The following is a 4,620-nucleotide window of genomic DNA, read 5'->3' as shown; positions in this document are numbered from 1 at the left end:
GTCGTCCACAACCCGATGGGGCTCCTCGTCACCTACATGCGGGCCGACCGGGCGCTCGTGACGGGAGACGAGCGATGATCGCGCATCTCAAGGGGCGCGAGAAGGCGCTGGAGGCGTTCGGCTGGACGGGCCGCGAGGCCGAGTGGGTCGCGCTCGCCTGCCTCCACAGCGGCGTGTTCACCCGCGACCAACTCTCCGACTGGCTCGGCATCCACCGCCGCAGCGCCCGCCGGTTCATCCGGGACATGTCGGACCGGAGGCTGGCGTCCACGGACCGGCTTGCGGGCCGGAGGGTCTGCCGGATCTACGCGCGCGCCGTCTACCGGGCGCTCGGGGCCGAGGATATCCGCCATCGCCGGATCGCCTCCGTCCCGGTGCTCCTACGACGCCTGCTCTCGCTGGACTACGTGATGGGTCACACCGGCCAGGCGTGGCTCCCGACCGAGCCCGAGAAGGTCGGCGCGTTCGAGGCGCTCGGCATCGAACGCGCGCTGCTGCCCGTGCGCGTGTACCGGGGCGGCGGCGGCAATACGCGCCGCTACTTCCCCCTCAAGCTGCCCGTCGCGCTCGACACCAAGGGCGCGGTGTTCGTCTACGCCGATCCCGGCCACGAGACAGCGACGGGGCTCCAATACTGGGGCCGCACCCACCGGGAGCTCTGGGGCGCGCTCCGGGACCGGGGCCGCTCGGTCGAAGCCGTCGCGGTGGTCCTGGGCGACGGGGAGTTCGACCGGGCGGAGAGCGTTCTGGCCAACTGGACCTCCCCGGCCCGGTCCCCCAGCCGCTCGAAGGTGTCCGCGACCGGCCGCGAGATCCGCCGCGACATCGAGCGGATCGAACAGGGCATCCGCGGCCGGGACGAGAGCGTGATCGGGGAGCACGGCAGCCTCCGGGGCTGTCTGGTCCGGCTCGCGGAACTCCGGGCCGCGCTACCGACCGCGCCGTCGGAAGCGATGATCGACGGCTTCACGGTGTGGCGTTCGAGCCGCCTGTCGGGGGACGTGTTTTGAGCGCCGTAAGCGGACGGAGGTGGCAAGTCCTGCGTGTCCGGCTCACTTTGGGGGTCGCCGGACACGAGATCGCCGTTCGGCCGGACACGGCCCCGGCCGTCGATATCGCTGGCGCGCTTGCGGTTGGGCCACGGCCAGCGGAGCGCGGGTGCCGATCCGCGCTCCCTGGACGTGGCTGGGAGCGACCCCCCATCTCGGCAAACCTCGATTGGCGCCGGGGTGGATGGAGCCGGACAGCCCCATCCCCCCCGCCGCTGCGGGGTCGCTCCCAGCCAGCAGTCCTTCCAGGAAGGGTGTCCGGCCGATGAGAACGGGCACGCCCGCCATCATCGGGTCCGCCATCGGCGCGGTCGGCGCGCGGGCGCTCAAGGCGCCGTTCCCGCCGCCGGGCGCGAACCAGTATCTCGACCTGATCGCCTCGAACGATCCGGGCCTGCTCGCCGCGCTCCGGGTCTGGCACTACGCTTGGCCCGCCGTCCTGGTCGTGCTTGCGGGCTCGTTCGCGCTGTCGGTCTGGCGGGTCTGGCTCCAGCCGCTCTTCCGGCCCAAGCGGCGCGGCAGGCTGCCCGAGTGGCCCGCTTCGCCCGCCGACGAGGCGCCCTCGCTCGTGATCGGCGAGCTGCACCATCCGACCGTGCCGGAAGAGAGCGAGCAACCGTCGTGGCTCGTGATCCCGGAGAAGGGGCTCTACACCGGCACCCTCATCGTGGGTGCCGTCGGCACGGGCAAGACCAGCGGCTGCATGTATCCCTTCGCCCGCCAGATCCTCTCGTGGCGGGCCGACGATCCCGGCCGCCGCGCGGGCGCGCTCGTGCTGGAGGTCAAAGGCGACTTTTGCCATCAGGTGCGCGGCATCCTCGAGGACGCCGGCCGCGCGGACGACTACCTCGAAATCGGGCTCGGCGGGTCGATCCAGTGGAACCCGCTCGACGATCCGCTGCTCGACTCCTACTCGCTCGCCTACGGCGTCGCATCCCTCATCAACCAGCTCTTCGGCAAGAGCAGAGAACCGTTCTGGCAACAGGCGTACACGAACCTCGTCCGGTGGATCGTCGAGCTTCACCGGCTCCTGCCGGGAGGCTGGGTCACGCTCCGTGACATCTACCGCTGCACGGTGGACGCGGAGCTTCTGGCCCGGAAGATCCGCGAGGCCCGGGATCTGGCGGACCAGGTATCCCCGGTCGATGCCGTCATCCCCGACGACGCCATGATCGCCCACGCAGACGCGCTCAAGAAGTGGAACTGGGATCCGGTCGGCACCGACGGGGCGCGCTCGCGACTGGACGCCAAGCTGCGGGCAAAGCTGGCGAAGCTCGAAGTCACCTACGCGGTGGAGTCGGCCGGGGGCGGCGCGGGCGGCGAGTACCGGGAGCGGGTCGAGGCCATCGAGCGGTGGTACGACAAGGACTGGTCGGCGCTCGACGCCAAGCTCCGCACCTCGATCGTCGAGGGGATCAGCGTCTTCCTCTCGCTCTTCGACCAGCCGGACGTGGCGGGCGTGTTCTGCCCGCCGCCGCCGGAGGCACCCGAGACGGAGCCTGCGGGCGGCGGCGAGGCCGAAGGGAACGAGGGCGCGAAGCCGCCGCCCATGCCGGGCCTTCGCAGGAGGCTGCCCCCGCTCTCCGAGTTGATCGAGGGCGGCAAGGTGCTGGCGCTCAACATGCCCGCCGGGGCCAACCCGGCCTTGGCACGCGCCATCGGCGTCCTGCTCAAGAGTGCGTGGATGCAGGCGCTGCTCCGGAGGCCCGCCGAGGCCGCCCGCCGGCCGGACCGGTACATGCGGCCCGCCGTGTTCATCTGCGATGAGTATCAGGCCTTTGCCACCGTGGGCCAGGACGATCCGTCGGGCGACGAGAAGGCGTTCGCGCTCACGCGGCAGTGCCGCTGCATCCCCATCGTCGCCACGCAGTCGCTCTCCTCGCTCCGCTCCGTGCTGCCCTCCGGAGAGGCGTGGCGCACGCTCGTCCAGACGCTCCGGACACGGATCTTCCTGTCGCTTTCCGACGAGGCGTCGGCCAAGGCCGCGTCCGAGATGTGCGGGTCCGTCATGAAGACGCGGGCATCCTACACGTTCACCGAGACCACGGGCAGGCCCGAGTTCTCGCTCCTGTCCGGCCGCGCCGGTGGCGGGCGCGGCACCATCGGGGCGAGCAAGTCGTTCCGCCGGCAGAGCGAGCCGGTGTTCACGCCGCGCGAGTTCGGGCTGCTCGCCAACTACCAGGCGATATGCCTGCCCTATGACGGCGTAAAATCACTTCCGGCGACCCGCGTCTACCTGAAGCCCCACTACCTGCCGTGCGAGACGGGCTACTGGCGGCTCCGGGAGGAGGGCCGGATATGAAGCGCGCCAGCGGCGTCGGCCACCTCGCCCCGTTCCTTCCGGGGTTGGAGGGTCTGCTCGAAGACCCCGGGGTGTCCGAGATCATGATCAACGGTCCCGGCAACGTCTGGGTCGAGCGTGCCGGAAGGCTGGAGCCCCACGAGACGCCCGAACTCACCGCCGCCTGGCTCCACCGCGCGGCGATCCACATCGCCCGGCCGCTCGGGCTCGATCCCGCCGCGAGGCCCATCCTGGACGCTCGGCTGGAGGACGGATCGCGGGTCGCCATCTGCACTCCGCCCGCGAGTCCCGAGGTCGCCATCACAATACGCCGGTTCGGGGGCCGCGCGTTCTCGGCCGAGGATCTCGTTCGGATGGGGTCGCTGCCCGAAGAGGCGCTCCATGCCGCCCGGGCCACGCTTGCGGCCCGCACGAACATCCTCGTTTCCGGGGGCACCGGCTCGGGCAAGACCACCCTGCTGAACGCGCTGATCGAACTGCTGCCCGAAGACGAGCGGATCGTCGCCATCGAGGACACGCTCGAACTCAGGATCGACCGGGCCAACTGCCTCCGGTTCGAGGCCGGGTCCACGCTCTCGGAGACGCCGGTCGAGATCCGCGACCTGGTGCGCCACGCGCTCCGCCACCGGCCCGACCACATCGTCGTCGGCGAGGTCCGGGGTGGCGAGGCCGCCGACCTGCTCCAGGCCCTCAACACGGGCCATGGCGGATCGCTTACGACCATCCACGCCAACAACGCCCGCTCCGCGCTCTCGCGCCTCGCTAGTTGCGCGATGCAGGCGGGAGATGCGCTGCCCTGGGAGGTCACCTGCCGGGGCGTTGTGGACGGAATCGCGCTCGTGCTCCACGTAACCCGCCGCGACGGCCGCCGGTTCGTCGAGGAGGCGCTCGAAGTGCGCGGCTACGACGCGGCCACCGGCCGATGGAACACCGTGCCCGTCTGGGGCGAGGCACCGAAGCCCCGCAAGGAAGCACCAACCCACACACCAAGGAGGTGAACGCATGACATGCAACGACCAAACCATCCGGGTCGAGACGTTCGAGGACTTCGACCGCGAACTCGCCCGCGATGGCGGCGAGACGCTCGAAGTCGAGGCCGAACTGGCCGAGGAGTACGGCCTCTTCCCCGAGGATGTGGGGAGCGAGGACGAGATCGCCGCCGCCTGGGACGACCCGCACGGCGAGGAGGTGGACGCATGAACCACGACGAATACCACCGCAAGTTCGCCGACGCGATCATCGAGCAGATCCGGCAGGGCACCGCGCCGT

Annotated in this window: 4 protein-coding genes; all 4 read left to right on the top strand. The window is 70.9% G+C overall.

Annotated features, from left to right (window positions below; translation table 11 throughout):
* The first annotated feature begins 74 nt into the window (after positions 1-74).
* The 4 genes from OXN85_12590 to OXN85_12575 all read left to right on the top strand — a co-directional run bounded on the left by OXN85_12590 (position 75) and on the right by OXN85_12575 (position 4,551).
* Entirely contained in the window at positions 75-1,010 is a 936-nt protein-coding gene (locus OXN85_12590; GenBank protein ID MCY3600796.1) for a hypothetical protein, read from the top strand.
* Between the two features lie 304 nt (positions 1,011-1,314).
* Entirely contained in the window at positions 1,315-3,351 is a 2,037-nt protein-coding gene (locus tag OXN85_12585) for a type IV secretion system DNA-binding domain-containing protein (GenBank protein ID MCY3600795.1), read from the top strand.
* The gene (locus OXN85_12580; GenBank protein ID MCY3600794.1) at positions 3,348-4,349 is read left to right on the top strand and encodes an ATPase, T2SS/T4P/T4SS family; all 1,002 of its coding nucleotides are present in this window, start codon (positions 3,348-3,350) and stop codon (positions 4,347-4,349) included. The genes OXN85_12585 and OXN85_12580 overlap by 4 nt, the downstream gene beginning before the upstream one ends.
* 4 nt (positions 4,350-4,353) lie before the next feature.
* Positions 4,354-4,551 carry a hypothetical protein gene (locus OXN85_12575; GenBank protein ID MCY3600793.1) on the top strand — a complete coding sequence of 66 codons (198 nt, stop codon included), beginning with the start codon at positions 4,354-4,356 and terminating at the stop codon, positions 4,549-4,551.
* The last annotated feature ends 69 nt before the right edge of the window (positions 4,552-4,620 follow it).

The organism is Candidatus Palauibacter australiensis, assembly GCA_026705295.1.
Taxonomy (GTDB): Bacteria; Gemmatimonadota; Gemmatimonadetes; order Palauibacterales; family Palauibacteraceae; genus Palauibacter; species Palauibacter australiensis.
This window is presented reverse-complemented; position numbering and strand designations above follow the sequence as displayed.

Bases quoted from the DNA above. Each gene is read 5' to 3' on its own strand.
- OXN85_12580 (MCY3600794.1), top strand. From the start codon at position 3,348: ATGAAGCGCGCCAGCGGCGTCGGCCACCTCGCCCCGTTCCTTCCGGGG.
- OXN85_12585 (MCY3600795.1), top strand. From the start codon at position 1,315: ATGAGAACGGGCACGCCCGCCATCATCGGGTCCGCCATCGGCGCGGTC.
- OXN85_12575 (MCY3600793.1), top strand. From the start codon at position 4,354: ATGACATGCAACGACCAAACCATCCGGGTCGAGACGTTCGAGGACTTC.
- OXN85_12590 (MCY3600796.1), top strand. From the start codon at position 75: ATGATCGCGCATCTCAAGGGGCGCGAGAAGGCGCTGGAGGCGTTCGGC.